This is a genomic window from Olleya sediminilitoris, assembly GCF_016785945.1.
GTDB classification, from domain to species: Bacteria; Bacteroidota; Bacteroidia; order Flavobacteriales; family Flavobacteriaceae; genus Olleya; species Olleya sediminilitoris.
The window spans coordinates 55233-81194 of record NZ_JAEMEF010000004.1 but is presented as its reverse complement, the minus strand read 5'-3'; the positions used below and the strand labels follow the sequence as shown (position 1 = coordinate 81194).

28 protein-coding genes are annotated in these 25962 nt (G+C 30.1%); 11 read left to right on the top strand and 17 right to left on the bottom strand.

Annotated elements, in window-relative coordinates; genetic code table 11:
* Positions 1-44: 44 nt before the first annotated feature.
* The 3 genes from cls to JAO71_RS06085 are packed head-to-tail and all read right to left on the bottom strand — an operon-like array spanning position 45 to position 3145.
* Positions 45-1502: a cardiolipin synthase gene (gene cls / locus JAO71_RS06095; protein WP_116823145.1), complete on the bottom strand. Its 1458-nt coding sequence runs from the start codon at positions 1500-1502 to the stop codon at positions 45-47.
* Positions 1503-2432: a lytic transglycosylase domain-containing protein gene (locus JAO71_RS06090; RefSeq protein WP_202999592.1), complete on the bottom strand. Its 930-nt coding sequence runs from the start codon at positions 2430-2432 to the stop codon at positions 1503-1505. It lies immediately after the preceding gene.
* A 53-nt stretch (positions 2433-2485) separates the two neighbouring features.
* Positions 2486-3145: a YqiA/YcfP family alpha/beta fold hydrolase gene (locus tag JAO71_RS06085; RefSeq protein ID WP_202999590.1), complete on the bottom strand. Its 660-nt coding sequence runs from the start codon at positions 3143-3145 to the stop codon at positions 2486-2488.
* Between the two features lie 122 nt (positions 3146-3267).
* Between JAO71_RS06085 and JAO71_RS06080 the strand changes: the two genes are divergently transcribed.
* Positions 3268-3564 (top strand): N-acetyltransferase, encoded by a 297-nt coding sequence (locus JAO71_RS06080; protein WP_028291248.1) that lies wholly within the window; start codon positions 3268-3270, stop codon positions 3562-3564.
* Between the two features lie 43 nt (positions 3565-3607).
* Here JAO71_RS06080 and mtaB read toward each other — a convergent pair whose 3' ends face one another.
* Positions 3608-4939 (bottom strand): tRNA (N(6)-L-threonylcarbamoyladenosine(37)-C(2))-methylthiotransferase MtaB, encoded by a 1332-nt coding sequence (gene mtaB / locus JAO71_RS06075; RefSeq protein WP_202999588.1) that lies wholly within the window; start codon positions 4937-4939, stop codon positions 3608-3610.
* Between the two features lie 133 nt (positions 4940-5072).
* Between mtaB and JAO71_RS06070 the strand changes: the two genes are divergently transcribed.
* Complete coding sequence (locus JAO71_RS06070; RefSeq protein ID WP_202999579.1) at positions 5073-6695, top strand: ABC transporter substrate-binding protein; 1623 nt, start codon at positions 5073-5075, stop codon at positions 6693-6695.
* Between the two features lie 7 nt (positions 6696-6702).
* Here the strand turns inward: JAO71_RS06070 and JAO71_RS06065 are convergent, their stop codons facing one another.
* From JAO71_RS06065 to JAO71_RS06050, 4 genes are all read right to left on the bottom strand, one after another.
* Positions 6703-7398 carry a lysoplasmalogenase gene (locus JAO71_RS06065; protein WP_202999576.1) on the bottom strand — a complete coding sequence of 232 codons (696 nt, stop codon included), beginning with the start codon at positions 7396-7398 and terminating at the stop codon, positions 6703-6705.
* A gap of 2 nt (positions 7399-7400) precedes the next feature.
* Positions 7401-8126: a lysoplasmalogenase family protein gene (locus JAO71_RS06060; RefSeq protein WP_202999574.1), complete on the bottom strand. Its 726-nt coding sequence runs from the start codon at positions 8124-8126 to the stop codon at positions 7401-7403.
* Positions 8127-8237: 111 nt separating this feature from the next.
* On the bottom strand, positions 8238-9413 hold the full coding sequence (locus tag JAO71_RS06055) for a GlmU family protein (RefSeq protein ID WP_054851458.1): 1176 nt from the start codon (positions 9411-9413) through the stop codon (positions 8238-8240).
* A 98-nt stretch (positions 9414-9511) separates the two neighbouring features.
* A complete protein-coding gene (locus JAO71_RS06050) occupies positions 9512-9763 on the bottom strand; it encodes a type B 50S ribosomal protein L31 (RefSeq protein ID WP_028281743.1) in 252 nt (83 codons plus the stop codon).
* A gap of 159 nt (positions 9764-9922) precedes the next feature.
* Here JAO71_RS06050 and JAO71_RS06045 point away from each other — a divergent pair, with 159 nt between their 5' ends.
* The 7 genes from JAO71_RS06045 to JAO71_RS06015 all read left to right on the top strand — a co-directional run bounded on the left by JAO71_RS06045 (position 9923) and on the right by JAO71_RS06015 (position 16870).
* Entirely contained in the window at positions 9923-10453 is a 531-nt protein-coding gene (locus JAO71_RS06045; RefSeq protein ID WP_116823153.1) for a DUF4199 domain-containing protein, read from the top strand.
* A gap of 36 nt (positions 10454-10489) precedes the next feature.
* Positions 10490-11443, top strand: a complete 954-nt coding sequence (locus tag JAO71_RS06040) for a glycosyltransferase family 2 protein (protein ID WP_116823154.1) — start codon at positions 10490-10492, stop codon at positions 11441-11443.
* 65 nt (positions 11444-11508) lie between these two features.
* Positions 11509-13239: a phospho-sugar mutase gene (locus tag JAO71_RS06035; RefSeq protein ID WP_202999565.1), complete on the top strand. Its 1731-nt coding sequence runs from the start codon at positions 11509-11511 to the stop codon at positions 13237-13239.
* The gene (locus tag JAO71_RS06030; RefSeq protein WP_116823156.1) at positions 13240-15078 is read left to right on the top strand and encodes an ABC transporter ATP-binding protein; all 1839 of its coding nucleotides are present in this window, start codon (positions 13240-13242) and stop codon (positions 15076-15078) included.
* Positions 15079-15351: 273 nt separating this feature from the next.
* On the top strand, positions 15352-15897 hold the full coding sequence (locus JAO71_RS06025) for an RNA polymerase sigma factor (RefSeq protein WP_116823157.1): 546 nt from the start codon (positions 15352-15354) through the stop codon (positions 15895-15897).
* Between the two features lie 33 nt (positions 15898-15930).
* On the top strand, positions 15931-16416 hold the full coding sequence (locus JAO71_RS06020; protein ID WP_028606479.1) for a hypothetical protein: 486 nt from the start codon (positions 15931-15933) through the stop codon (positions 16414-16416).
* A 13-nt stretch (positions 16417-16429) separates the two neighbouring features.
* Positions 16430-16870, top strand: a complete 441-nt coding sequence (locus JAO71_RS06015; RefSeq protein ID WP_202999563.1) for a hypothetical protein — start codon at positions 16430-16432, stop codon at positions 16868-16870.
* 67 nt (positions 16871-16937) lie between these two features.
* On the opposite strand, the gene JAO71_RS06010 is transcribed toward JAO71_RS06015, so the two are convergent.
* The 9 genes from JAO71_RS06010 to JAO71_RS05970 form a co-directional block, all read right to left on the bottom strand.
* Complete coding sequence (locus JAO71_RS06010) at positions 16938-18035, bottom strand: WD40/YVTN/BNR-like repeat-containing protein (RefSeq protein ID WP_116823158.1); 1098 nt, start codon at positions 18033-18035, stop codon at positions 16938-16940.
* A 74-nt stretch (positions 18036-18109) separates the two neighbouring features.
* Complete coding sequence (locus JAO71_RS06005) at positions 18110-18781, bottom strand: SCO family protein (RefSeq protein WP_054851466.1); 672 nt, start codon at positions 18779-18781, stop codon at positions 18110-18112.
* Positions 18781-19407, bottom strand: coding sequence for a toxin-antitoxin system YwqK family antitoxin (locus JAO71_RS06000; protein ID WP_215906971.1), 627 nt, complete (start codon positions 19405-19407; stop codon positions 18781-18783). Before JAO71_RS06000 ends, JAO71_RS06005 begins: the two co-directional genes overlap by 1 nt.
* 5 nt (positions 19408-19412) lie before the next feature.
* Positions 19413-20177, bottom strand: a complete 765-nt coding sequence (locus tag JAO71_RS05995; RefSeq protein ID WP_202999561.1) for a YHYH protein — start codon at positions 20175-20177, stop codon at positions 19413-19415.
* Positions 20178-20250: 73 nt separating this feature from the next.
* Positions 20251-20784, bottom strand: a complete 534-nt coding sequence (locus JAO71_RS05990; RefSeq protein ID WP_116823161.1) for an EF-hand domain-containing protein — start codon at positions 20782-20784, stop codon at positions 20251-20253.
* Between the two features lie 57 nt (positions 20785-20841).
* On the bottom strand, positions 20842-21126 hold the full coding sequence (locus JAO71_RS05985) for an EF-hand domain-containing protein (protein WP_028291266.1): 285 nt from the start codon (positions 21124-21126) through the stop codon (positions 20842-20844).
* Between the two features lie 121 nt (positions 21127-21247).
* Positions 21248-21709 carry a Spy/CpxP family protein refolding chaperone gene (locus JAO71_RS05980; protein WP_116823162.1) on the bottom strand — a complete coding sequence of 154 codons (462 nt, stop codon included), beginning with the start codon at positions 21707-21709 and terminating at the stop codon, positions 21248-21250.
* Positions 21710-21711: 2 nt separating this feature from the next.
* A complete protein-coding gene (locus tag JAO71_RS05975) occupies positions 21712-22026 on the bottom strand; it encodes a hypothetical protein (protein ID WP_116823163.1) in 315 nt (104 codons plus the stop codon).
* A gap of 42 nt (positions 22027-22068) precedes the next feature.
* Positions 22069-22647 carry an RNA polymerase sigma factor gene (locus JAO71_RS05970; RefSeq protein WP_202999559.1) on the bottom strand — a complete coding sequence of 193 codons (579 nt, stop codon included), beginning with the start codon at positions 22645-22647 and terminating at the stop codon, positions 22069-22071.
* Positions 22648-22814: 167 nt separating this feature from the next.
* Here JAO71_RS05970 and JAO71_RS05965 point away from each other — a divergent pair, with 167 nt between their 5' ends.
* Positions 22815-24026 (top strand): RsmB/NOP family class I SAM-dependent RNA methyltransferase, encoded by a 1212-nt coding sequence (locus JAO71_RS05965; RefSeq protein WP_202999557.1) that lies wholly within the window; start codon positions 22815-22817, stop codon positions 24024-24026.
* A gap of 22 nt (positions 24027-24048) precedes the next feature.
* Entirely contained in the window at positions 24049-25890 is a 1842-nt protein-coding gene (locus JAO71_RS05960) for an endonuclease (RefSeq protein WP_202999556.1), read from the top strand.
* Positions 25891-25962: the final 72 nt, after the last annotated feature.

Here is a 25962-nt window from a genome sequence, read left to right as displayed (position 1 = left end):
TCAAACTATTTAGTTTGACCTTTTTTTATGCAAAATAATACTACTTATAATAATGGTGCCCAAAGCCTACAATATGCTTCTTGAATGCGTTTTATATTAGAACGCTCTGTCCATTGATTAAAATCTATTTGAGCTGCACTCTCTAAATCATTCGTAAATATAGCTTTGGCTTCTTTGGCTTTATCTTTATTGTAGATTAAAGCATTGATTTCAAAATTAATATTAAAACTTCTATAATCCATATTACAAGTTCCAATAGTTGTAAAGACATCATCTACAACCATAGTTTTAGCATGAATAAAACCTTTTTCGTATCTATAAATTTTAATATTTGCTTCTAATAACTGTTCTAGATATGAATTTGTTGCGTGTTTTGCTGTCCAAGAATCGGATTTATGCGGAATTAAAAGCCTAACATCTACTCCACTTTTTGAAGCTACTTGCATGGCTGTAATAATTTGATCGTTTGGTATAAAATATGGTGTTGTGATGTACACATAATCCTCTGCAGTAACTATAGAAAAAAATATGGCTTCCATAATATTAGCCCAATCGGTATCTGGTCCACTGGCTGCTATTTGAACAGGTTGAATAGTTTGGACCTTATTTTGAGGAAAAAACGAACGGTCTAATTCTAAAGTCGTATCTGCTACAAAATTCCAGTTTGTCAAAAATTGTGTTTGTAAAGTAAATACAGCCTCTCCAACAATTTTTAAGTGTGTATCTCTCCAATAAGCTTTATTTTCTGGATAATTAACATAGGTGTCGGATACGTTTATACCTCCAACAAATCCAATTTCTCCATCAATAATGACTATTTTCCTGTGGTTTCTGTAATTCATTTTACCAGCAAACCTAGGGAATAACACAGGCATAAAAGCATGAAACTTAATACCAGATTCAGTCATTTTTTTCTTCATTTTAGAAGAAATTTTACTACCTACATCATCAAAGCTTAATCTAACAATAACGCCTTCTTTTGCCTTTTGACATAATAAGTCAATAAACTTTGTACCAATTTTATCATCTTTTAAAATGTAATATTCAATATGAATATGCTCCTTTGCATTTTGAATATCTTTAAAAAGGATTTCAAATTTATTTTCACCATTTAAAATAATTTCGATGTCATTATACTTAGTTAATGGTGATTTATCATTTTTTTGAAGTAAATGAATCAACCTAATTTGGTCTTCTTCAATATTAGCTTCGTAACTTGTTAAAGTCTCTGGATCAAGATTTAACTTTTGGTTTATTGATTTGATTAATGAATTGTTCAAGACGTCCTTTCGGTTAAAAATCTTATCTTTTCTATATTCTTGACCAAAAAAATAATATACAATCAATCCAAAAAAAGGAAACACTAACAATACAATAATGTATGTTAGTGTTTTAGTTGGATTAATTGACTTAAATAATATGGTTGCTACTGCAATAATTACTAAAATATAATTTAAGACAATTGCAACAGTCCACCAATATTGACTTATAAAATCTAGCATTTATGGGTTTGTTTGATAATATCCTTCTCTAGGAATGTCAATATAATATTGCTTTCTAGATTTGTTATTTAATTGAGGCTCTCTCAACCAAGGGTTATGCAATTTTAAAATTTTATAGTTTATACCAAACTGTTTTGCAAAATCTGCAAAATCCGTAACTGCTGTATCTACAGCTACCTGATAAGTTGGCACAGTAGTATATAAATCTTTATCTCTAAAATTAAATCCATATTTATCTGGGTTTGATAAGATTTCTTTTAAAGCTATAATTCTAAACACATAACGACCAGTTTCTTCTCCTAAAAGTAGATCGTAATAACTTGTTACATCTTGTGCTTTTAATCGTTTTGAGATCCCGTAATTTCCTGCATTATATGCTGCTGCTGCAGAAGTCCAAGACCCTAAACTTCTTTTAGCTTTTATTAAATAATCACATGCTACTTCTGTTGCTTTTTCTAAATGGTAACGCTCATCTACATTATCATTAACTTCTAATCCATGCTCACGTCCAGTAGCTTTCATGATTTGCCAAAATCCACTTGCTCCTGCTGGAGAACGTGCGTCAGTCAAACCACTTTCTATTACTGCTAAATATTTAAAATCATCAGGAATACCATGTTTTGCTAAAATAGGTTCTATAATAGGAAAATACTTTTTAGCTCGTTTAAACATTAACAATCCATTAGATTGCCAATAAGTGTTTACTAAAAGCTCTTTATCCATACGCTCATAAATATCTGGATTTGACAAAGGAACTTCCTCTCCTGCAAATTCTAAATACGTTGGCATCTGTATAGCGTAAACATTATAATCGTTTATAATTTGTTTTTGAAAATTTTCGTCTGTTGGAGCATCTTGATAGGCGTTAATAAATAACATGCCTAATGCTGCCAAACCTACTACTGCTAGGCTTTTTTGTACTATCTTCATCGTCTTATCTTTTTCTTTTAAATATAAAATATTTTATGTGATTTACTTAATGTTTAAGCAATTAATTTTGGTAAATTTTGATTAAACCATCTGTACCTATTTATTATCATAATATGCGTACCTCCTTTGATTGTAATGCAATCTGAAAGATTGGAAAACGGAAAAACCAAATCATTATCTCCATGGATATGCACAACACCATCAATAGGTTGTTCTTGTTCCCAACACACAACTTGTTCTATAGCCCAATCAAGGTAGTTTTTATCACTAACAGACAGGTACTTTTTGTATAATTCAATACGCTTAGTAATAGTATTCCCAAAAGCATATTTTGCTAATAAATCTATATTACTTAGCAATTGAGTTGGTAAAATCTTGTAAGCTTTGGTTGCTTTAAGTAGTTTCATACGTTTTGGTAACTCATGCTTAGTCTTTACACTTGACACAATAATTACCTTTTTAGTATTAATTAGCTTACTAATTTCTTGAACCAAAATACCTCCAAAAGAAACACCAATTAGGACTGGATTGTCATGTTTTATATCTTGACAAATACGTTTTGCATAGGAAGAAATGCTTTCGTTATTTTCTGGAATTTTCCATTCTAACCAATGTATTTGATATTGATGTTCGGGTAATTTTATGTGCTCGAAAATTGTCGGATTAGCTGCCATTCCTGGCATTAAATAGACTGGTATTACTTGCTGACTCATAAGGTTTTAACATTACGCAAGGCTATTGCTAATAGTTTTTTTGTACATTTGTAATGTAAATTTATAAAATAGTTTGGTACTATTTTTGAAACTCTCCCAATAATTAATAAAACTTTATAAACATGATTGATGCAGCAGAGTTAGTTGACAATGAGTTTTTACGTCAATTTGAACTGAAAATAGACGATCATTTTGCTAAAATTGAATACTCTTTACAGGAACGAAAGATTTTTTTAACTAAATTAATACTTCCTGAACCACTTAATAATGAAGAGTTTATTTCAGAATTTTTAAAAACTGTTTTGGACACAATGGAAGACCGCAACTTAAGTGTTGTGCCAACAAGTCCAGAAATCGCAAAATTTATTAGACGAAACAGACGATACAAAAAATTATTACCTGTTGGTCTAAGAATCTAAACATTGAAATAAAAAAACCGAAGTAAAATTACTTCGGTTTTTTTTATGCTGATTGCTGATTAATAAAATCAAATCTTACTAAACCGTCGTCATCAATTTTAGTTAATTCTATATTATGTAAGGTATTAACAAACTCTGGATTCCATGGTGTTTTAACTTTTACATAATTGTCTGTAAACCCATGGATATAACCTGCTTTATTTTCAGACTCAAATAACACTTTTCTGGTGGCACCAATTTGACTTTCGTAAAATGCACGACGTTTTTTTGCGCTTAAACCACGTAACATTTTACTGCGTTTAGTGCGTATGTTTTTAGGTACAACTTGATCTAAACTTGCTGCGACAGTATTAGCTCTTTCAGAATAAGTAAAAACATGCAAATAACTAATATCAAGTTGGCTTAAAAAATTATAGGTTTCTAGAAAATGATCTTCGGTTTCACCAGGAAAACCAACTATAACATCCACACCAATACAAGCGTGAGGCATAACTTGTTTAATTTTCTCTACCCTATCTACATATAATTCACGCATGTAACGACGACGCATTGCCTTTAAAATGTCGTTGCTTCCGCTTTGTAAGGGAATATGAAAATGAGGCACAAATGTTTCACTTTTAGACACAAAATCTATGGTTTCATTTTTAAGTAAATTAGGTTCGATTGAAGATATTCTTAAACGCTCTATACCTTCTACTTCATCTAAGGCTTGTACTAACTCATAAAACGTGTGCTCATGCTTTTTATTACCAAATTCACCTTTACCATAATCACCAATATTAACTCCTGTTAATACTATTTCTTTTATGTTTTGCTTAGATATTTCTCTGGCATTTTTTAATACATTATCTAATGTATCACTTCTTGAAATCCCTCTAGCTAAAGGGATTGTACAGTAAGTACATTTATAATCACAACCATCTTGGACTTTTAAAAAAGCTCTAGTACGATCACCAATGGAGTAACTTCCGACGTAAAAATCTGCATCTTCTATTTCACATGAGTGGACTTCACCTAAATCGTTTTTGGACAAGTCGTTAAGGTAGTCTGTTATTTTAAATTTTTCGGTAGCACCAAGGACTAAATCTACACCATTTACATCTGCTAACTCTTGAGGTTTTAACTGTGCATAACATCCAACAGCAACCACAAAAGCGTCTGGATTAGATTTTTGAGCTTGCTTAACGATAGTCTTAAAACGTTTGTCTGCATTTTCTGTAACAGAACAAGTGTTTATAACGTAGATATCTGCTGGATCATTAAAATCCACACGATCAAAACCTTCGTCTTTAAAAGATCTGGCAATGGTTGATGTTTCAGAAAAATTAAGTTTACAGCCTAAAGTATAGAAGCCAACTTTCTTTTTAGTATTCAATTTAAAATAGTCTTTAATGCTAAGTAAGATTGTTTATATTTACCTAGTGTAATTACAAATTTGTGATTGCAAAATTACGTATTTTTTTTAAGCCTTAAAAGGTGTTTAGACGCTTATATATTGATTACTATTAATGACTGTTTTAAAACGCAACACTACTAATTATCTTATTTTACTTGCCTTTATTAGCAGTATATTATCTTGTACAAATCAAGATAAAAACAACAAAGACCATTTAGTTTTTAGATATAATGAACACAAAAACATTGGCTCTTTAGATCCTGCTTTTGCTAAAGACAATGCAGATATTTGGGCTGTTAACCAATTATTTAATGGTTTAGTCCAAATGGATGATAGCTTATTGGTTAAACCTAGTATAGCTAAACGTTGGACTGTATCTGAAAATGCTTTACAGTACCGTTTTGTTTTACGTGATGACGTGTATTTTCATAAACACAAATTATTTAAAAAAGATTCCACCAGAATTGTAACTGCTTATGATTTTGAATACAGTTTTAATCGAATATTGGATCCTAAAATAGCGTCTTCAGGACGTTGGATTTTTAATAAAATAAAACATTTTGAAGCTGTTAATGATAGTGTTTTTGATATTACATTAAAACAACCCTTTCCTGCTTTTTTAGGATTATTAACCATGAAATATTGTAGTGTTGTCCCTAAAGAAATCACAGGACATTATGGTACAGATTTTAGAGCCAATCCAATTGGAACTGGTCCTTTTAAATTTAAACGTTGGGAAGAAAACGTCAAATTAGTATTCAGAAAAAACAATCAATATTTTGAAACTGACGCTAAAGGCGAAACATTACCTTATCTTGAAGCAGTAGCTATTACGTTTTTACCTGATAAACAAAGTGAATATATGCAGTTTATACAAGGTAACTTGGACTTTTTAAATAGTTTAGATGCTTCGTATCAAGATGACATTTTAACTACAAAAGGAGCCTTAAGTGATAAATACGCCAACACTATTGACTTAATTAGAGGCCCTTATTTAAACACTGAATATTTAGCATTTTTCATGGAGTCTAACCTAACAGAAATACAATCTAAACGTATTAGAGAAGCGGTTAATTACGGTTTTGATAAACAAAAAATGATGACCTATTTAAGAAACGGGATAGGTATACCTGCTACTGGTGGTTTTATTCCTAAAGGTTTACCTGGTTACAGCAGTACTATTGGTTATACTTATCAACCAGAAAAGGCTAAACAATTAATAGAAGCTTACAAGACCCAAACTGGAAATAATAATCCTGAAATAACAATAACCACAACTAGTAATTATCTTAATTTTTGTGAATACATACAACGTGAATTAACTAAAATTGGACTAACAGTTAATGTAGATGTTATACCTGCTTCCACACTTAAAGAAGGTAAAGCTAATGGAAAATTAGATTTATTTAGAGCTAGTTGGGTTGCGGATTATCCTGATGCACAAAATTACTTGTCATTATTTTACTCTGAAAACTTTGCTCCTAACGGACCTAATTACACACATTTTTACAATACAAAATTTGATAGCCTTTACAAAGCTTCGTTTTTAGAAAACGATATAAAAAAGAGAACAGAATCTTACAAAACTATGGATAGCTTGGTATTAAGCAACTCGCCAATTGTTCCTTTGTATTATGATGAAGTGATTAGATTTACTCAAAAAAATGTATCTGGATTAAGTAGCAATCCTATTAATTTATTAGAAATTAAACACGTTAAAAAAGAAAAACAATAATATTATTTTAGACTAATACACTTTTATTATCATGTGCCTTTCTATTTAGAATTAATCCTAAAATAATAAGGTATTGCCCCATTGCATATCCAAACATGACCAAAAAGTCCTGAAACATTACATCTCCATAAAACATTTTAATAACCATTGTAGCTTCAGATAGCACAAACAAACCTACACCTAACAAAACAGTATAATAGCTTTTATTATTAACAACACCTTTTCTAATGTAAGCAAATAGAGTCATGACCAATGATATAAAAAAATACAATGTTATTGGTAAAAAATAATCTTTTAAATTAGTAAAAATAAGACTGTATAATATAGCTACTAGTAAAAAACAAATTACAAAAAATGGCACTAATCGTTTATTACTAAAATCCTCTTTATGAGAAAACTTAACAATGTATAATATTTTACCTATTACAAATAAACCTATACTTATTATAAATTTAATTTTATTTAAATGGTCAATTATTAATATATCTCCTATAAAAAATAAAATTAAACCATAAAAAATATATTTTTCTACATAAACCTTTTTTTTATAAATAGCGTAAGCTGTAAAAACCAATAAGCTACCCATTACTAAAACCTTACTATAATACCTGTAAGGCATTGAAGGTAAATAGATTTTAGTATAAATATCTATTACAAGTAAGCAAATAAATAGAGGTGTATAGTATCGTATTAACTTTTCCATAATTACAGATTAGTTTTTAATACGTTTTCTGTATAATCAATAGTTGTTTTTTCTTTTAAAACCCCAACAATAATTAAATACTGTGACAAACAATAAAATAACATTACAGTTATTTTATTATAGGCTATCAGTGGGTTATAAAAGGTTTTCAAGATATTAATGCTATCTGCAATCATTGATAAAAACACACCTAACATTACTAACCAAAAGCTACTTGTATTAACTTCGTTTTTTCTTAAAAAAGCAAACTGCATTAATAACATTACCACAAATAAGTAGATTAAAAAAGGAAAAAAATAATGATCTAAATTATTATAAACTATGGACGTAATTAAAGTCATGTAAGCAAAACAAAAGACTAAAAACGGAATTAACTTAGAAATTTTAAAATCTTCATTATTTAAAAACCTTACAGAGTAGCATATTTTTCCTGCAATAAACAAGAATGCAGCAATTACAAAATGAGTCATTTTACCAGAATTACCGGTAATAAAGAAAAAATCTCCTATTAAAAATAATGACAATGCATAAATAACTAATCGTTTTTTAGTGTTGTCCTTTTGTTTATTATTTAAAACATAAAATAATAACAAACTAACACCTAAAGCAATTTTAGAAAAATATCTATACGAATATAAATCGTAACTATTTTTAAAAAATGAGTCCAATAAGTACAAGCTTAGATATAAGATTGAAAATCTTAAAGTATTTTTAAAAATAAAATTCATATTGATTTTTAAAACAAAACAATATAAAAATTTAAATCAAAATTAACCCATAAAACCTTACAATTTCGATGATTAACCGTTTAATAGCAAGAGAATCAGTTAAATTAACGGTTAGTCTTTTCTAAACTTTTTAGTCTCTTCAAAAACATGTGTTAAAATAGCCTCGTCTTGAGCTGTAAAATCTATACCTCTTCTTTCCATAACTACCTTTGCTACCTCAAAAGCTTTAGAAGTCAGATACGTTGTAAAACCTGAAGCTCCTCCCCAACTATAACTTGGTATAAAGTTTCTAGGAAAACCACTTCCAAAAACATTAGAATTAACTCCAACCACAGTTCCTGTATTAAACATTGTATTTATACCAGATTTACTATGGTCTCCCATCATTAAACCACAAAACTGTAAACCTGTTTTTGCAAAACGTTCAGTTTCATAATCCCACAGTTTAACCTGTACGTAGTTATTTTTTAGATTAGAATTATTAGTATCTGCACCTAAATTGCACCATTCACCTAACACTGAGTTTCCTAAAAAGCCATCATGTCCTTTATTTGAATACCCAAACAATACAGAATTATTGACCTCTCCTCCTACTTTACTGTGTGGTCCAACAGTTGTTGGTCCATAAATTTTAGCTCCTAGCTTTAATGTTGCATGATCACACAATGCAAGAGGACCTCTAATTAAAGTTCCTTCCATTATTTCGGCATTTTTACCAATATATATTGGACCTGTACTAGCGTTAAGCGTAGCAAATTCAACTTTAGCACCTTCTTCAATAAAAATATGTTCTGGAGAAATCACATTATTACTTTTTGGAATAGGCTGTGAAGTATTGTCTTTTGTTAACAACTCAAAATCTTGCTGTATAGCTTCACCATTTTTTGAAAAAATATCCCAAGTATGCTCTATTTTTAAAATATCTTTATCAAATTCTATAGCTTCATAAGTATCAAAATCTACTGCTTCTTGTGTATCTGTTGTATAAAAAGCAATAACATCTTCATCTTTAAAAATAGCCTGATTTTCGGTTAAACCTTTAATAATTTCTACTAAATCTAAATTTGGTAAATATGCAGCATTTAGCATTACATTAGCCTCCAACTCAACCATAGGAAATTTTTCTGATAGATAGTCTTCAGTAATTGTAGTCGTTGTGTTACCTAAGTACAATTCCCATTTTTCTCTAATAGTCAAAATACCAACCCTAACATCTGCTACTGGTCTTGTATATGTAAATGGTAAAAGCTGATTACGAACTGGTCCGTCAAAAAGAATATAATTCATACTAAAAGTGAGTTTTGATTCAAAAATAATTCAATTTAGGGTAACAAAAAAGCCTTTCATTAAAATGAAAGGCTTTTAAAATATAGTTGACGCTAAAATTATTTTTTAAATTTTGCGTATTTGTTTTTAAACTTATCAATACGTCCAGCAGTATCAATTAATTTAGACTTACCTGTGTAAAACGGGTGAGACGTTCTAGAAATTTCCATTTTTATTACTGGATACTCAACACCATCAACTTCTATAGTTTCGTTAGTGTTTGCAGTAGACTTAGTTAAAAATACGTCGTCATTTGACATGTCTTTAAATGCTACCATTCTATAATTTTCTGGATGTATACCTTTTTTCATCGCTAAATGCTTTTTATCTTAACTAAATTCGAGGTGCAAATTTAAGTAATTTTTACAAACCTACAACTAATTTTTTAAAAAATTTTATTGTTAAAATTTGTAACGTTTTATTGTACCTTTATACTTATCATGTATTAACAAAACAAATATAATTATATCATGGACAAAACTATTAAATCTATTGCTACAAATTTTGGTATTTATCTTGGAGTGATACTGTCTTCCGTTACAGTAATTGCTTATGCTACTAATCTTGAATTACTGACCCAAGCATGGTTAGGTATTAGTTTGTTTGTCGCTATTATAGTCTTTGGTATAATAGCTGTAAGCAAATCTAAAAGTGCTTTAGGTGGTTACATTAGTTTTAAAGAAGCCTTTACAGCCTATTTTATCACAGTTATGATTGGTATTTTAATTAATGCAGTTATAAGTGTTATAATTTTTAATTTTATTGATCCAGAAGCAGCAGTTACTTTAAAAGAACTTGTTATTGAAAAATCTATTGAAATGATGAGAAATTTTAACACTCCTGAAGACGCTTTAGCTGATGCATTGAACCAAATGGAAAATTCACCAAGTCAATTTGCTATTAGTAGTATGGTACAGTCAGTAATAATTCAATTAATAATTTATAGTGTAATTGGTCTAATAATTTCATTAATAATGAAAAAAAACAACGAAGACTTATAATAGTTTTATATTTGAAAATATTTTTCAAATTAAATTATGAACATATCAGTAGTCATACCACTACTTAACGAAGAAGAGTCTTTAACAGAGTTACACCATTGGATAGCAAATGTAATGCAATCCAATGGTTTTTCATATGAAATACTTTTTATCGACGATGGTAGTACAGACCAATCCTGGAAAACTATTACTGCTCTACAAGCTAAAGATAGCAATGTAAAAGGTATTAGATTTTTAAAAAACTTTGGGAAATCTCAAGCACTGCACGCTGGATTTGCTAAAGCTGAAGGTGACGTTATTATTACTATGGATGCCGACTTACAAGATAATCCAGATGAAATACCAGAACTTTATAACATGATTACCAACCAAGGGTTTGAGTTAGTTTCTGGATGGAAAAAAAAGCGTTACGATAATAAGTTAACTAAAAACTTACCTTCTAAATTATTTAATTGGGCAGCAAGAAAAACTTCTGGTGTCCAACTTAATGACTTTAATTGCGGACTTAAAGCTTACCATAAAGATGTTGTTAAAAATATTGATGTAAACGGAGAAATGCACAGATACATTCCTGTTTTAGCTAAAAACGCTGGTTTTTCTAATATTGGCGAAAAAATAGTCCAACATCAAGCCAGAAAATATGGCGAAACTAAATTTGGAATGGACCGCTTTGTTAATGGATTTTTAGACTTAATAACTATTTGGTTTTTATCAAGATTTGGAAAAAGACCAATGCATCTATTTGGTGCTTTAGGCGTTATTATGTTTGGCTTAGGACTTGTTTTTGCTTTGTATTTAGGAATAGACAAACTCTTTTTTAACACCTCTGGCAGACTAATTACCCAAAGACCACAATTTTATCTAGCATTAGTAACCATGATATTAGGATCTCAGTTTTTTGTGGCTGGTTTTTTAGGTGAAATAATTTTACGTCAAAAATCAGAAAAAAAACGCTATTTAATTAAAGAATCCTTAAATTTAGGTGAGTAAAACACATTATTACTAGCACTTAATCAATAGTTTATACAATCACCAAGTATTAAAAAAGTAAACCTATGAGACATATTGAACCAGAACTTTTAAACCGAGTAAACACTTGGCTTACACCAACTTTTGACCAAGACACACAAGACCATATAAAAAACCTAATAGCAACACAACCTAATGAGCTAAATGAAAGTTTTTATAAAGACTTAGAGTTTGGTACAGGAGGTATGCGTGGTGTAATGGGTATTGGTACAAACCGTATTAACAAATACACACTAGGTAAAAACACACAAGGTATTAGCAATTATATGCAAACCGTTTTTCCTGGAGAAGACCATAAAGTAGCTATCGCTTTTGATTGCAGACACAATAGTAAAAGTTTAGCAAAGGTTGTTGCAGATGTTTTTTCTGCAAATAATATAAAAGTCTATTTATTTGAAGACCTACGTCCTACTCCAGAGTTATCTTTTGCCTTAAAACACTTAGATTGTCATTGTGGTATTGTACTTACAGCATCACACAATCCTCCAGAATACAATGGTTACAAAGTATATTGGCAAGATGGTGGACAATTAGTACCACCACAAGATGCACAAATAATTAATATTATTAACGCTTTAGATTATGCTGAAATTAAATTTGAAGCTAAGCCTGAATTAATAGAGTATATTGGACAAGAAGTTGATGATGTGTTTATTGATGCTTCAGTAAAAAACGGAAGTTTTGACACACCACAAAAAGATAAAGACAATTTAAATGTTGTTTTTACATCATTACATGGTACATCAATTACAACCATACCAGAAACCCTTAAACGTGCTGGTTATAACAACGTACATATTGTTGAAGAACAACGCGAACCTAATGGTGATTTCCCAACTGTAAAATCTCCAAATCCAGAAGAACCTGAAGCATTAAAAATGGCTTTAGAGTTAGCAGAAAAAGTAGATGGAGACATCGTTATTGGTACAGATCCCGATAGCGACAGAGTTGGTATTGCTGTTAGAGGGTTGGATAATAAAATGATTTTATTAAACGGAAACCAAACCATGGTCATGATGACTCAGTTTTTATTAGACCAATGGAAAAACAATAATAAAATTAATAACAATCAATTTATAGGAAGTACAATTGTATCTACTCCAATGATGTCTGCTTTAGCTAAAGCATATAATGTAGAATGCAAAGTAGGTTTAACAGGATTTAAATGGATTGCTAAAATGATTAAAGATTTTCCTAACCAAGAATTTATTGGTGGTGGAGAAGAAAGTTTTGGATTTATGGTTGGTGATTTTGTGCGTGATAAAGATGCAGTAACATCTGCACTATTAGCTTGCGAAATTGCTGCACAAGCCAAAGCAAAAGGTAGTAGCTTTTATAAAGAACTAATAAGCTTATATATAAAACATGGCTTTTATAAAGAAAGACTAATATCAATGACTAAAAAAGGCATTGAAGGCGCACAAGAAATCAAGCAAATGATGATTGATGCAAGAGAAAACCCATTAACGACCGTTAATGGATCTAAAGTTGTTAAAATTGAAGATTACCAATTATCTGAATCAAAAAATACTATAAACAATACTACAAGCACTATTGATATCCCTAAATCAAATGTATTAATTTATTATACTGAAGACGGAAGCAAAATAGCCTTAAGACCAAGTGGTACAGAGCCTAAAATAAAATTTTACATTAGCGTCAATACTACTTTAGACAATGTGTCAGATTTTGAAGCTACGGAACAGAAATTGGAATCAAAGATTGATGCTATATTAAAAGATATGCAGTTAAATTAAATGGATCAAAACTTAAAAAAAATAATCCCATATATTAAACCTTATAAGTTTAATATAGTGATGAATATCATTTTTAATATTCTATATGCGCTTTTTAGCACATTATCATTTATAACAATGTTTCCATTGTTGGAAGTGCTATTTCAAAAAAAATCAGAGACCACAACTATTCTTAAAAAACCTGTTTACACAGATATTTGGAGTATTACTGATTATTTAAAAGATTCATTCTTTTATGAAATTGGTAATCTTAATCAAATCCATGGTCCTCAATACTCGTTATTGTTAGCTGTAGGTTTGGTAATTACTACATTTTTACTTAAAAACTTATTTAACTATTTAGCATCCTTTCATATGATGCATTTAAAAAATGGAGTATTAAGTGATTTACGTAAAAAAATGTATCAGAAGATTATTAGCTTATCAATCCCTTTTTATTCAAATCGTACAAAAGGAGATATAATGGCTAGAATGTTAGGTGATATTAGCCAAGTACAATCGTCATTTTTTGTTATTTTAGAACTTATTGTTAGAGAGCCTTTAACAATACTATTTACGATTTATGCCATGTTAAAAATTAGTGTAAATCTTACACTTTTTGTTTTTGTTTTCATGCCTATTTCTGGTTTTATAATTTCTAGAATCGGTAAAAATTTAAAATCAAAATCAACAAAAGCTCAAGAAGAATCAGGAAAACTCATATCAATTGTAGAAGAAAGCTTAACAGGATTGAAGGTTGTTAAAAGCTACAATGCAGAATCTAGTTTTAGAAAAAAATTCAATAATTCTGTTGACCGTTTATTAAAATTATCCAACAGTATTGGTAACAAAAACAACTTAGCCTCGCCAATGAGTGAATTTATGGGTATTGTTACAATTGCTATTCTTTTATGGTATGGAGGTAATCTAGTATTAGTTGAAAAAACACTGGAAGGTGAATTATTTTTAGTGTATCTACTATTAGCTTATAATATTTTAACACCAGCAAAAGCAATATCTAAAGCATCCTATTCTGTAAAAAATGGACTAGCAGCTGCAGAGCGTGTGTTTGAAATATTAGAACAGGAAGAAACCATAACATCAAATACTGATGCTATTAACTTAACAGGCTTTTCAAATGAAATTAATATCCAAAACATCAATTTTAGATACGAAGATGAAAATGTACTTAAAAAATTCAGCTTAAAAGTACCTAAAGGAAAATCTGTTGCTCTTGTAGGACAATCTGGAAGTGGAAAAAGTACAATAGCTAATTTACTAACTCGTTTTTACGATGTAAATGAAGGAAACATTACGATTGATGGTAATGACATAAAAAAGGTGACAAAAAAATCATTACGTAATCTAATGGGCTTAGTAACACAAGACTCAATTTTATTTAATGACACCATAAAAAATAATATATTAATTGGTAAACCTAATGCAACCGAAGACCAAATTATTGACGCTTTGAAAATTGCAAATGCTTGGGAGTTTGTTAGCGAATTACCAAACGGTATAGAAACAAATGTTGGAGATGCTGGAAATAATTTTTCTGGTGGACAAAAACAACGTTTAAGTATTGCAAGAGCTGTACTTAAAAACCCTCCAATTATGATATTAGATGAAGCGACCTCTGCTTTAGACACTGAAAGTGAGCGTTTAGTCCAAGTTGCTTTAGAAAATATGATGAAAAACAGAACATCTATTATTATTGCACACAGGCTATCAACCATACAAAATGCAGATCAAATTATTGTGATGCAAAAAGGAGAAATTGTAGAACAAGGTACACACACTCAACTATTAGATAAAAACGGAATGTATAAAAAGCTGGTAGAAATGCAAAGCTTTGAATAATTACAATATATATAAATCAAAAAAAGGATAAACAATTGTTTATCCTTTTTTTTATCAGTTGTTAGATTTGGGGCTAACAACATAAATACGCTTACAAGACAAAAGTAAACCTTTTTTAACACTAAACAAGAAAAAAAAACGCTTAATCGTTAAAACACAACTCTTAATCGTATCAACCGATTCAATCAACTAAAAAACAACACTTTAAACAACAAGATTATTCTTACTTTTTTAAATTAAACTTTTGTGTTAAATTACAGTCTAACTTAATGTATGTTACAAGAAGAAACACTTTTACTGCAACAATTACAGTCTGAAAAAGACAAAGATGCAGCATTTAAAAAACTAATATCGCTTTATAAAGAGCGTTTGTATTGGCACATTCGTCATATTGTAAAATCTCATGATGATACAGATGATGTTTTACAAAATACCTTTATAAAAATTTTTAAAAACATAAATTCTTTTAAAGGTGATAGTAAATTATATTCGTGGATGTATAGAATTGCAACTAACGAAGCATTAACTCATATAAAACGAAATTCTAGAATAAAAAACAGCAGTAATGAAGAAGTTAACCAATTAGCTATAGATAGTTTACAATCTGATGTGTATTTTGAAGGCGATGATATTCAATTAAAACTTCAAAAAGCTATTGCAACACTTCCAGAAAAACAACAATTAGTTTTTAATATGAAATATTTTCAAGAATTAAAATACAACGAATTGTCAGAAATTTTAGAGACTAGCGAAGGCGCTTTAAAAGCCTCTTACCACATTGCAGCAAAAAAAATTGAAACCTATTTAAAAGACAATTAAACTATTTTACTTTTTTAAAGTCCTATTAATACAATGAAAAAGAAACTATTAAATACAACACAAGCTTCTGGTTTTAAAATTCCTGAAAATTATTTTGAAGGATTAGAAGACAAAATGCTTACACAAATACATTTAGAAACCCAATCTAAATCCTCTGGATTTAAGGTTCCTGAAGACTATTTTGATACAATTGAAGCTTCAGTATTATCTAAAATAAATAAACCAGAACCAAAAGTTTATAAGTTATTTACAAAAAAAACATTACTATCTGTATCTAGTATTGCAGCTGCATTGATGTTATTTTATAGCCTGAATTTATTTAAATCATCTCCAACAACATTAGATGCTTTAGATACTGATACTGTTGAAAATTATATTTTAGACGAAATTGAATTAAATGATTTAAATCTTTTAATTAATGACACAGAATTATCCCAAACAGATTTTATTGATTATAATACCATAGAGGTTGACGATTATTTAGATGATATAGATTTAAACGACTTCTATCAAGAATAAAAAAATATTAAAAATGAAAAAAAACATATTAATAGCACTAGTTTTATTGTTTTCTTTTAGTGCTTTTGCACAGAGAGACAAAGAAAAACAACACGAAAAAATTAAAGCTCTTAAAGTTGCTCATATTACAGAGCAATTAGATTTAACCACTAAAGAAGCCGAAGCTTTTTGGCCTATTTATAACAAGTTTGAAGAGGAGCGACACAAAATACGTGAATCCTATTCTGAAAAAAGAAAACGTGTTGATGCACAAAAACTAACAGAAAGTCAAGCAGAACAACTTGTAAAAGAAATGCAAGAATTAGAAGCTACTAAATTTAAAATGGATAAAGATTACGTCGCTAAACTTTCTAAAATTATAAACTACAAGAAAATTGTACTATTATTTAATTCAGAACGTACATTTAAGAAAAAAATGATTGAAGAATATCGAGGTAGACACCGAAAAAATTAAGAATAAAAAAGAAGCCAAATGGCTTCTTTTTTATTGTTTAATATGGAGTATTACTTTTATAATCAGTCTACTTAAAACTAAGTTTACTAATCTTTTTATTTCCTGCAGCATAAGCTGTACTGTCATTTACAAATCGTAATGTATAATAGCCATCGTCACTTAAATGCGTCCAAGTATGTCCTGCATCACCACTATAATCTATACCTTTAAAACCAATAGCAACTAGTTGTTTAGCATTACTATTTGGCACATACTTAACACAACTTCTGTAACCTGGTCCTACTCCATCAGAAACTGTTTTCCAAGTTTTCCCTCCATCTTTAGTTATAATTTTATTAGCTACGTTATCCTCTGCTTTTGTGTAATCTCCACCAATAGCGAAACCATTGTTTTGATCATAAAAATCTATACTATACATTCCCGTAGTTTCTAAGCCTTGAATAATTGGAGTATTAAACACTTCCCAAGTCATCCCTTTATCTGGTGAAAACATAACACGACTTGCTTTACCTCCTGTAGCAACCCAAGTATTATCTCCAACTATAGCAATATTGGTGTCACTTGCAGCAAAAGCAGCTTCACCAGGTTTTGCCTCAGGCAACTTACTACAAGGTATTTTAGTCCAAGATTTACCTTTGTCTCTAGTTATAATTATGCTTAGACAATTATCTGTAGGATCTCCAATTGCAATCCCTTCTTCGTCATTCCAAAATTCCATCGAATCATAAAACGCTTTGCTATGATTTTCTTGATAAACCACTTTATTTTTATGCAAATCTATATCAAGATTAAAAACCAAAGCAGGTGACCCAATACTTAAACCGTAACCTTTATTATTAGCAAGAGCAAGAGCTCTAAAATTAGGTGTAATAGTATCGTGTGTTATTTGAATAGGAAAAAGATCTTTAACTGAATTAAACTCTGGTGCATCATTATGAAAATACATTCCAAATTTACCATCAGAGGTTAAATAAGCTAAACCAATAGTATCCATTATTTCAATAGCTCTTACATTAAGAGTCTGTTCTTCAATTAAAACTTCAATATTAACAGAAGAGAAGCTTTTTTGTTCTGTTTTTAATTCTGATTTGTTTTGGCCAGCTCCACAACTTAATAAAATTATTGTTAATGTTAAGCTCAGTACAATATATAGTGTTTGTTTCATATTTTAAATTTTCATAAAAATAGAAAAGCTCCACCATTACAGCGAAGCTTTTCAAAAAAAATAATCAACCAAAATTATTTACCTTCATGCTTTAAGGTTTTTATATCTGTGATTAATTGGGCTATTGAAGCTCTGTTTAATCCATTATAAATTCCTCTAATATGTTTTTGTTTGTCTATTAGTAAAAAATTTTCGGTGTGTAAAAAATCATTAATATCTTTACTTTCACCTAAATCATTTTCGACAAAATATTGTTCTCTTCCTAAATTATATATTTCATTTTTATCACCTGTAACAAGGTGCCATTTATTATCTTTTACGTTATAATCTGTTGCATATTTTTTTAAAACAGCTACAGTATCTATAGTTGGTGTCACAGAATGTGACAGTAATAACACCTCATCATCATCTTTAAATGCCTCTTGTATTTTTGCCATGTTACCCGTCATTTTGGGACAGATTCCTGGACAAGTGGCAAAAAAGAAATCCGTAACATAAATTTTACCCTTAAATGTACTTTGCGTAATTGTATCTCCTAGTTGGTTTATTAATGAAAACTCTGGTATTTTATGAAAATCCCTTTCTGCATCACTATTTGGTGTTAACCAATTTGGTGTAAAAGACTCATCATTATAATACGGTAAATAGTCTGTCCTACTATTTTCTTCTATAACAATAGTTTCTTTTTTTACTTTACTATCGCAACTAGTAAAAATGATTAATAAGAGTATTAAAAACTGTTTCATTATTCTTTTTTATCTAGTAATACAACTTCGTCTTCTAGTTTAAAACAAGAGTTAGCTCGTCTCATACCAAAAATTCTTCCGTTTTTAGCCTCATAATTTACATAAAGCTTTCCGTTTTTTAACCAAGCTTTTTGTAAACCATCTTCTTTACCATTAGCTAATTGCCTTTGTTTTGATAATTGACCAGTATTGTACCATGATAAAGCTTCACCATTTACTGCTCCATTAACATACTTACAATCTAAAGCTAAAGTTCCGTTTTGCCACCAGGTTTTATAACTACCTTCTAAAACGTTTTGTTTGTAATGTGACTGTAATTTTAGTACACTATTTTCAAACCAAACACAATACACGCCTTCTTTTTTTCCGTTTAAGAAGCCTGTTTTTTCTTTTAACTTATTATTTTTATGTAATCTTATGGCATAGCCAGTATACGGTTGACCTTTATAGAACCACACTCCTGTGTTTCCGTCTAACGATAAACTATCTTTAATTACATTTTTGTCTGCATCAATTGATGCTACATTTACTACACTTACTTTATAATTGCTGTTTGAAGTTGTATTAGTATTACAACTAACAATTAAAAAAACTAATATAATAAAAAAAAGTTTATAAACTTTCATTTTTTTTAATAACCTTGATATGGTCCTGCAAAAGCAAGATATGAACCAGTTGTTGAGTATAACTCATTAATAATATGATAGTGATATTCTTCTTCTCCATCTGTATATTGAGTAACTGATGTGTGACCACCTGAGGCATCTAAATCTGAAGGGTAAGTCCCTAAATTATTACACTTACGACCATATAAAAACACACCATCTAGTAAAACACCCACTAAAGCGTCATCGTCATTAGAGAATGCTTTTGGCTCTAAATGATAGTGATAAACACCAGGACCAATGTGGGCACCTGTCCAATCTAAACTTGCTGCAGCTGCATCAAGTGGTCCACCACCTTCTTGATCGTTAAAAATTGAAGCACCACTAACAGCTATACCAATAGTATCAAAATTTGTTGCTACTGAACTACCTGTTAAATCAGGTATAGCATCTACTGTTATTGTTGTTGCGTTATTATTACTTGACATTATTGAAGGGGTTGTTTCTACACTAGGTTCGTCTAAGTATAAATCATGTCCTTCTCCCCAATATACTGTTTCATGATTTGGCAATCCTGTAGTTTCAATAGTAACAGTAGCACCATTATTTGACAAATAAATGTCTGTAGCATCTTTGTTAAATGCTTCAAAAGCAGCATGAAGCTCTGTTACTGTGTCATCTGTACTTACTGAGTCTGATGTATCTGTTGATGAATCATCATTACTATCACAAGCATTGGTAGTTAATACTATACTTAATACGACTACAAAGGGTTTAAAAAATAATTTCATGTAATAAAATGTTTTAATTTATAACTATATAATTTAGATGCTACATTAAAAAAATACTTGCGTAAAAATTAAATTAATCTCTTCTTTTTCTTTTTTTAGAGTTGTCTTGGGTATTTTCATAAAATACTTTTAACTCTTCTAAATCCAATTCTCCGTCTCTATTTGTATCTATTTCACTAAAATGTTCTGATAATTCTTGTCTTTGTTGTGCTGCAACTTCAAGCTTGTTTAAAGTACCATCATCATTATCATCTACTTCTTTTAAAACTCTTTTAGCCGAAATTTTTCTGGGTTTATCACTATTAATTACAGCTTCTAATTCTTCTAAGTCAATAACACCATCTTCATTAAAATCTATAGTATCAAATTGCTCTGATATTTTACCCTTTTTATCATTGGATGCCTCTTCTTTATCTATAACATCATCACCATTTTTATCTAGTAATTCCATTATTTTTGAAGCATCTGGTTTTTGTTTACCTTGACCTCTTCCACCACCTTGACCACGTCCACCTCCTTGCCCTCCACCTGGAGGTCCTTGAGCAAATACGCTAAAGCATAATACCATTGAAAAAATTGTGATTGCTGTTTTAATATTTTGTTTCATTTTGGTTAGTTTTTTTTATAAAGATTACTTTTTTTTATAAACGTTTAATATTAAATTTTAATTACGTTCTCTTCGTTTTGGTTTTGGTGCTTTTTTAAATTCTTCTTCACTAATAAACCCATCTTCATCAGTATCAATTTCTGTAAAGCTTTCTTTTAATGGTCCCTTAATTTCAGTTTTAGATAATTTACCATCTTCATCTGTATCCAACTCTTTTAATAATTCACTAAATGTTGGAGGAGTTCTTTTTGCTCTATCTTGTGATTGCGCTTTAGCATTAGTTAAATTGAATACTGTTAATCCAAATATTAATATTCCTGTTTTTATTGCTTGTTGTTTCATCATTAAATTGTTTTGTTATATAGTTTTAGATGAAGCATTAACTATTTACTTGTGCTAGCTTATGTTAATTAAAACACAAAAAAAGACCTTCGTTTTACTGAAGGTCTCTATTGTTTTAATGTTATTGTCTTTGACTTGGTCCTGGTGGTCGTTGACCATCAAATTGTCTTGCGTTTTTTATTATTTCTGTAAATCGTTTTTTTTGTTCTTCATTACATATCTGGTAAATGCGACGCAATCTGTAAAACATCTCTTTTTCTTTAGTTGTTTCTTTTTTAGCAATAGATTCAAATAAACCATCAATAACTTTAGTGTCTATGTTTGGCTGCTGCATGGCGTTAAACAATTGATCTTTATCTGACTTAAGTTGGTCTCCAAAACGTCTCATAACTTCCATATGTTTGGCTTCGGACGTTTTAAATTGCTGTAATTGTGAGTCGTTAAAATTTAATTCAGAAACTATAAAATCACTAGATTCTCTTGGACCTTTATGATTTGGTCTTCCTAAATAATTTATTAAGAAAAACACATTCATTATTATTAATACCAAAAGAAGCAAGTATAAAATTGTATTTTTTTTCATTTTTATAAATTAAATAATGTGTCTTCTGTTGAAGTATCTAATCCGTAATCTGATGCAAAAGTAGACACTGAAGATTCGTATACTGAATTTTTAATTTGCGTTACAGTATAAACATTTACTGCTAATATACAAACTAAAGCTGCTAGTTGTAATTGAGGTGTAAACCAACTCCAAAAAGTCTGTTTTTCTTCTTCTTTATCAAATAAACGTTGCAACGTTTGATCTTTAAAAAAAGGAGAAACTTTAACTTGCTGTAAGCTTTCAACCACATCAAGTGTTTGATTCACTTTATCTTGTATGTTTTTATCTGTTTTCATAATTGTATAGTATTAGATGCTATAGTTTTTAAAAACTTGCGTCTACATTTGACTTTTATAAAATTCTTCTAAAATGTTTTGTAAATTCTTTTTTGCTCTAAATAATAATGACTCAATAGATCCAATACTTTTATTAGTAATCTCAGCAATTTCCTTATAGCTTTTATCATCAATCTTATTTAAAGTGAATACTAACCTTTGTGTCTCAGGTAATTTATTGATTGCTAAAAATAAAGTTTCACTAATTTCTTTTTGCTCTAAAACCAAACCAGGATGATTAATCTCTGTAAAATAACTAGCTTTATCTAATGTATAATCATCACCTGATAACGATTGTAAAAAAGCAAAACGCTTTTTAGTTTTTCGTTTTCTAATCAACTCAAGACACTTATTAGTTGTTATTCTGTAAATCCAAGTAGATAATTTAGAGTCTCCTTTAAATTTATTAATAGAATTAAATACCTCAACAAATACCTCTTGCGCAATGTCTTCAGCATCTTCTTTATTTGGCACAAATGACAAGCAAGTCCCAAATACTTTTTGCTCATAATCTTGCAACAGCCTGGCAAAAGCTGCTCTAGACTGAGTTTTAAGGGCTTCTATAAATTGGGTTTCGGTCAAAAATTTTTAATTGTGCTATTAATAAATATTAGATGCAATCTAATCCAAAAACTTGCGCTATTAGATATTTTTTTATTTTTATTAATAAAACTAGTCATCTTATAACAAAAAAGCAATACTAATTTGTGTTATTTAACGTAACTTTGCACGCTTTTAAAACTTAAAAAATGCGCTTACACAGAAACTTATGCTTTGCAACCGTTGATGGATTATTATTAATTTTCAACGAAGGCAAATATGCAGATAAAGTAGTACAACAATTATTAAAACGTGATAAACGTTGGGGAAGTCGTGACAGAGGTTTTGTTGCAGAAACCACTTACGATATTGTCCGTTGGAAACGCTTATATGCTGAAATCGCAGAAGTAAAAGAACCTTTTAGCAGAGAAGACATCTGGCGTATGTTTGCTGTTTGGGCAACTTTAAAAGGAATAACCTTACCTGATTGGAAGTATTTTGAAAATACACCTACTAGAAAAATTAAAGGTCGTTTTGACGAATTATCTAAAGTAAGAAAAATCAAAGAATCTTTTCCAGATTGGATGGATGAGTTAGCTGCTAAAGAGTTAGGGGAAGTGGTTTGGACTAAAGAGGCAACTGCTTTAAACCAACAAGCAGATGTAATATTAAGGGTCAACACACTTAAAACAACCAAAGAAAAGCTTAAAGCTGAGTTGTTTGATTTAGATATTGAAACTGAAGAAATAGCAAAACATCCAACTGCTTTAAAATTAGCCGAACGTGGTAATGTATTTACTACTGAAGCTTTTCAAAATGGTCATTTTGAAGTACAAGATGCCTCTTCTCAATTAGTTGCAGAATATTTAGACGTACAACCAGGTATGCGTGTTGTAGATACTTGTGCTGGAGCTGGAGGTAAAACGTTACACCTTGCTGCTTTAATGGAAAACAAAGGTCAAATTATTGCTTTAGATATATACGATAATAAGCTAAAAGAACTTAAGCGTCGTGCTAAACGTAATGGTGCACATAATATTGAACCACGTCATATTGAGTCTACTAAAGTCATTAAAAAACTTTATGACAAAGCAGATCGTGTTTTAATAGACGCTCCTTGCTCTGGATTAGGTGTTTTACGTCGTAATCCTGATGCTAAATGGAAAATGCAACCGGAGTTTATTGAAAAAATAAAACAAACTCAAGCCGAAATATTAAGTACTTACTCGCGTATGGTAAAATCTGGAGGTAAATTAGTGTATGCTACATGCTCTATCTTACCATCAGAAAATCAAGAACAGGTTACTAAATTTTTAAATTCAGAAAACGGTAAAGATTTTACACTTGTAAAAGACAATAAAATACTATCCCATCAATCAGGTTTTGATGGATTTTATATGGCTTTATTAGAAAAAAAATAAATTACAACAACACACAACTACTATGAAACACTTTTACTTATTAATTTTATTTTTAATTTCTTCGTTAAGTTACGGTCAATTAACTCCACCTGCAGAGCTTCAAGCATATTATAGTGATGTAGATTTTACAAAAACTCAATTAGATTTATTTAATGACTTAGCTGTGACTACAGCTGTAAAACACACAAATAGTTTAAGCTATACACCAGGTATATGGGAAGCAAGTAAAGTCACAGACGAAGATATTGACAACCCAAATAACGTTATTTTATTTTATGGATATAGTGATACTGATGGAAATGGTGTTACTGATAGAACTAGAAATAAAAATTTAACAGGAGGTGACAATGGAGAATGGAATAGAGAGCATGTTTTTCCAAATTCATTAGCAAATCCTAGCCTAAATAGTTCTGGTACATCTGGCCCACCTTATGCTGATGGGCATAATTTGAGACCTTCTGATGTTCAAATGAACTCAAATCGCGGTAATAAAAAATTTGCTGCTGGTTCTGGTAATGCTGGAAACACTAGTAATGGTTCTAGTTTATGGTATGCTGGTGATGAATTTAAAGGTGATGCTGCTAGAATTATCATGTATATGTATACACGATATGGCTCACAATGCCTTCCTTATTTTGCTGTAGATGGAACTACTAATAGTATTGACCCTAATATGGTAGATTTATTGTTACAATGGAATGCAGAAGACCCTGTGTCATTAATAGAAGACAATAGAAATTCTTTTCATGGTGATTTATCTAACACATATGCACAAGGTAATCGAAATCCATTTATTGACAATCCATATTTAGCAACTGTTATATGGGGAGGAATTCCTGCAGAAAACAGATGGGGAGAACAACCTCCAGCCGACACACAAGCACCAACAGACCCTACTAATTTAGTAGCTAATAATCCAACCGAAACGAGTGTTGATCTTAATTGGAGTGCCTCAACAGACGACACAGGAGTTACTACATACATTATTTATGTTGATGGTGTTATATATGCATCAACAAATAACAATACGACAACTTACATTGTTACAGGATTAGACCCAGAAACTACATATACATTTTCTGTAGTTGCTAAAGACGCATCAAACAATGAATCTGGACAAAGTAATACAGACACTGCTACAACACTTTCTGCAGCTCCTGTAGATTCAAACTGTATTAACCCTGTAAATCAAGATTTTGAGACCATTCCTGATAATAGCAGTTCATATAGTGACAGAACTTGGACCGATGGTTATGGTGTTTGGAATGCAACTAGATCTAGAACAGATCAATCCATTAATGGATCTAGAGCTATCGTAATAGACATGAGAACTAATAGTAATGGAACTTTGACCTCTCCTGTAATTTCTGGAGGAATAGCAGACTTAACAATGACAACACAACAAGTATTTTCAGGTTCTGGTGGTGTATTAAGTATATATGTAAACGGTGTTTTAAAAGGAGATATAGCATACAATGACACTGTTCAAACCACAACAATTACGGACATTAATATAGAAGGTGATATAACACTTTTAATTAAGGATGACAATGCTACTAATGGTGCTAGAGTTGCTATCGACAATTTACAATGGACTTGTTACAGCTTATTAAGCACTAAAGACTTTGATTTAAATAAAACAAAAATTTATCCTAATCCCATTAATGGATCTAGTTTAAATATTGATACAAATCAAGATACAAATTACAAAATATACGACATATTAGGTAAAGTAATTATTACAGGAAAAGTAACTCAAACTAATAGTAAAGTTAGCGTTGTAAATTTAAAAAAAGGAGTTTACATCATAAAACTAGAAACAGCCAACGGAAATAGCATTACTAAAAAACTAGTAAAAAGCTAAATTCCGTAAAATCTTCACAAAAAAAGCGATTCTAAACTGAATCGCTTTTTTTTATGGTTAATAAAATCGTGA

Coding starts and splice junctions, on each gene's coding strand:
- JAO71_RS06060 (WP_202999574.1), bottom strand. CDS start 8,126: ATGAATTTTATTTTTAAAAATACTTTAAGATTTTCAATCTTATATCTA.
- JAO71_RS06000 (WP_215906971.1), bottom strand. CDS start 19,407: ATGAAAGTTTATAAACTTTTTTTTATTATATTAGTTTTTTTAATTGTT.
- JAO71_RS05965 (WP_202999557.1), top strand. CDS start 22,815: ATGCGCTTACACAGAAACTTATGCTTTGCAACCGTTGATGGATTATTA.
- JAO71_RS06090 (WP_202999592.1), bottom strand. CDS start 2,432: ATGAAGATAGTACAAAAAAGCCTAGCAGTAGTAGGTTTGGCAGCATTA.
- JAO71_RS05985 (WP_028291266.1), bottom strand. CDS start 21,126: ATGAAACAACAAGCAATAAAAACAGGAATATTAATATTTGGATTAACA.
- JAO71_RS05975 (WP_116823163.1), bottom strand. CDS start 22,026: ATGAAAACAGATAAAAACATACAAGATAAAGTGAATCAAACACTTGAT.
- JAO71_RS06040 (WP_116823154.1), top strand. CDS start 10,490: ATGAACATATCAGTAGTCATACCACTACTTAACGAAGAAGAGTCTTTA.
- JAO71_RS06005 (WP_054851466.1), bottom strand. CDS start 18,781: ATGAAACAGTTTTTAATACTCTTATTAATCATTTTTACTAGTTGCGAT.
- JAO71_RS06010 (WP_116823158.1), bottom strand. CDS start 18,035: ATGAAACAAACACTATATATTGTACTGAGCTTAACATTAACAATAATT.
- JAO71_RS06025 (WP_116823157.1), top strand. CDS start 15,352: ATGTTACAAGAAGAAACACTTTTACTGCAACAATTACAGTCTGAAAAA.
- JAO71_RS06080 (WP_028291248.1), top strand. CDS start 3,268: ATGATTGATGCAGCAGAGTTAGTTGACAATGAGTTTTTACGTCAATTT.
- cls (WP_116823145.1), bottom strand. CDS start 1,502: ATGCTAGATTTTATAAGTCAATATTGGTGGACTGTTGCAATTGTCTTA.
- JAO71_RS05990 (WP_116823161.1), bottom strand. CDS start 20,784: ATGAAACAAAATATTAAAACAGCAATCACAATTTTTTCAATGGTATTA.
- JAO71_RS06020 (WP_028606479.1), top strand. CDS start 15,931: ATGAAAAAGAAACTATTAAATACAACACAAGCTTCTGGTTTTAAAATT.
- JAO71_RS06065 (WP_202999576.1), bottom strand. CDS start 7,398: ATGGAAAAGTTAATACGATACTATACACCTCTATTTATTTGCTTACTT.
- JAO71_RS06050 (WP_028281743.1), bottom strand. CDS start 9,763: ATGAAAAAAGGTATACATCCAGAAAATTATAGAATGGTAGCATTTAAA.
- JAO71_RS06045 (WP_116823153.1), top strand. CDS start 9,923: ATGGACAAAACTATTAAATCTATTGCTACAAATTTTGGTATTTATCTT.
- JAO71_RS06085 (WP_202999590.1), bottom strand. CDS start 3,145: ATGAGTCAGCAAGTAATACCAGTCTATTTAATGCCAGGAATGGCAGCT.
- JAO71_RS06055 (WP_054851458.1), bottom strand. CDS start 9,413: ATGAATTATATTCTTTTTGACGGACCAGTTCGTAATCAGCTTTTACCA.
- JAO71_RS05980 (WP_116823162.1), bottom strand. CDS start 21,709: ATGAAAAAAAATACAATTTTATACTTGCTTCTTTTGGTATTAATAATA.
- JAO71_RS06030 (WP_116823156.1), top strand. CDS start 13,240: ATGGATCAAAACTTAAAAAAAATAATCCCATATATTAAACCTTATAAG.
- JAO71_RS06035 (WP_202999565.1), top strand. CDS start 11,509: ATGAGACATATTGAACCAGAACTTTTAAACCGAGTAAACACTTGGCTT.
- JAO71_RS05960 (WP_202999556.1), top strand. CDS start 24,049: ATGAAACACTTTTACTTATTAATTTTATTTTTAATTTCTTCGTTAAGT.
- JAO71_RS06070 (WP_202999579.1), top strand. CDS start 5,073: ATGACTGTTTTAAAACGCAACACTACTAATTATCTTATTTTACTTGCC.
- JAO71_RS05995 (WP_202999561.1), bottom strand. CDS start 20,177: ATGAAATTATTTTTTAAACCCTTTGTAGTCGTATTAAGTATAGTATTA.
- JAO71_RS06015 (WP_202999563.1), top strand. CDS start 16,430: ATGAAAAAAAACATATTAATAGCACTAGTTTTATTGTTTTCTTTTAGT.